The sequence below is a fragment of the Epilithonimonas lactis genome, from assembly GCF_900110605.1.
Taxonomy (GTDB): domain Bacteria; phylum Bacteroidota; class Bacteroidia; order Flavobacteriales; family Weeksellaceae; genus Epilithonimonas; species Epilithonimonas lactis.
Genome location: NZ_FOFI01000010.1, coordinates 1 through 2,782, shown reverse-complemented (window position 1 = coordinate 2,782; position 2,782 = coordinate 1). Strand labels below are relative to the sequence as shown.

The window sequence follows — 2,782 nt, the reverse complement described above, 5'->3', positions numbered from 1 at the left end:
GACCATTAAGGTCTATCATCTATCAGTCCATTATCCTATGGTCTAATAATTATCGATAAAAACGTTCACAAAGAGAGAACCTTGTCGTGCGATCGTGCACTATGCCAATTAGGCAATAAATCTACGGGTAATTAGTACTACTCGGCTATGACATTACTGTCTTTACACCTATAGCCTATCAACGTCGTCATCTCCAACGACCCTTAAAAGATGTCTCATCTTGAGGCAGGTTTCGCACTTATATGCTTTCAGTGCTTATCCTTTCCAAACGTAGCTACTCAGCGGTGCACCTGGCGGTACAACTGATACACCAGAGGTTTGTTCAAATCGGTCCTCTCGTACTAGATTCAAGCCCTCTCAAACATCTAACGCCCGCAATAGATAGAGACCGAACTGTCTCACGACGTTCTGAACCCAGCTCGCGTGCCACTTTAATGGGCGAACAGCCCAACCCTTGGGACCTTCTCCAGCCCCAGGATGTGACGAGCCGACATCGAGGTGCCGAACCTCCCCGTCGATATGAGCTCTTGGGGGAGACTAGCCTGTTATCCCCGGAGTACCTTTTATCCTATGAGCGATGGCCCTTCCATACGGAACCACCGGATCACTATGTCCTGCTTTCGCACCTGATCGACTTGTAGGTCTCACAGTCAAGCACCCTTATGCCATTACACTCTACGCACGGTTACCAAGCGTGCTGAGGGTACCTTTGAAAGCCTCCGTTACTCTTTTGGAGGCGACCACCCCAGTCAAACTACCCACCACGCAATGTCCTTCTGAAAGAAGTTAGGCTCCAAGTAAGTAAAGGGTGGTATTTCAACGTTGACTCCACAAACACTGGCGTGCCTGCTTCAAAGTCTCCCACCTATCCTACACATTACTTACTCAAAGTCAATACGAAGTTATAGTAAAGGTTCACAGGGTCTTTTCGTCCCATTGCGGGTACTCGGCATCTTCACCGAGACTACAATTTCACAGAGCTCATGGTTGAGACAGTGCCCAGATCGTTACACCATTCGTGCAGGTCGGAACTTACCCGACAAGGAATTTCGCTACCTTAGGACCGTTATAGTTACGGCCGCCGTTTACTGGGGCTTCAGTCAAACGCTTCGCATTGCTGCTAACGCCCTTCCTTAACCTTCCAGCACCGGGCAGGTGTCAGACCCTATACAGCATCTTTCGATTTAGCAGAGTCCTGTGTTTTTGATAAACAGTCGCCTGGGCCTCTTCACTGCGGCCAGCATTGCTGCTGGCGTCTCTTCTTCCGAAGTTACGAGACTATTTTGCCTAGTTCCTTAACCATGATTCACTCTAGCACCTTAGGATTCTCTCCTCGACTACCTGTGTCGGTTTATGGTACGGGTTGCTTCACTTCGGCTTTTCTTGGAAGCGAGTTCACTACAGCAACTTCGCCCGAAGGCTAGGTCTTGACTATTCCGTCAGTCTCCAGTAGCTACGTCACTCCGTCCCCTTTTTAGTGTGAGCAAGTATGGGAATATTAACCCATTGTCCATCCACTACCCCTTTCGGGTTCGCGTTAGGTCCCGACTAACCCTCAGCTGATTAGCATGGCTGAGGAATCCTTAGTCTTTCGGTGAGCGGGTTTCTCGCCCGCTTTATCGTTACTTATGCCTACATTTTCTTTTCTGTCCGCTCCACAATGCCTCACGACACTGCTTCGGCGCAAACAGAATGCTCCCCTACCAGATGTAATAAATTACAAATCCATAGCTTCGGTAATATGCTTATGCCCGATTATTATCCATGCCGGACCGCTCGACTAGTGAGCTGTTACGCACTCTTTAAATGAATGGCTGCTTCCAAGCCAACATCCTAGCTGTCAATGCAGTCCAACCGCGTTATTTCAACTTAGCATATATTTTGGGACCTTAGCTGTTGGTCTGGGTTCTTTCCCTCTCGGACACGGACCTTAGCACCCGCGCCCTCACTGCCGAGAAACATTTATTAGCATTCGGAGTTTGTCAGGAATTGGTAGGATTTGACTCCCCCGCATCCAATCAGTAGCTCTACCTCTAATAAACTTGTCTCGACGCTGCACCTAAATGCATTTCGGGGAGTACGAGCTATCTCCCAGTTTGATTGGCCTTTCACCCCTACCCACAGGTCATCCGAAGACTTTTCAACGTCAACCGGTTCGGTCCTCCACTTTGTGTTACCAAAGCTTCAACCTGCCCATGGGTAGATCACAAGGTTTCGCGTCTAATCCTACTAACTAAGCGCCCTATTCAGACTCGCTTTCGCTCCGGCTCCGGACCTTAAGTCCTTAACCTCGCTAGTAAAATTAACTCGTAGGCTCATTATGCAAAAGGCACGCCGTCACCCAACTTGTGGGCTCCGACCGCTTGTAGGCGTACGGTTTCAGGTTCTATTTCACCCTTCTATTCGAAGTGCTTTTCACCTTTCCTTCACAGTACTAGTTCACTATCGGTCTTTCAGGAGTATTTAGCCTTGGAGGATGGTCCCCCCATATTCAGACAGGATTTCACGTGTCCCGCCCTACTCATTTATCATCTATGTATGCCTTTCATATACCGGGCTATCACCGTCTATGGCCGTTCTTTCCAGAACGTTCTATTAAACATATAAAGACTTTTGGGCTAATCCGCTTTCGCTCGCCGCTACTTACGGAATCTCTTCGATTTCTTTTCCTCCGGGTACTTAGATGTTTCAGTTCTCCGGGTTTGCTCTCCTTGCGGAGTGACTGGTCTTCAACCAGCCGGGTTGCCCCATTCGGACATCTGCGGATCAATTCGTGTGTGCC

General features: G+C 48.8%; 1 rRNA gene. It reads right to left on the bottom strand.

Features of this window, described 5'->3' with window-relative positions:
- Positions 1–111: 111 nt before the first annotated feature.
- Positions 112–2,782 (bottom strand): 23S ribosomal RNA (locus tag BMW39_RS19035); the annotation flags it as partial.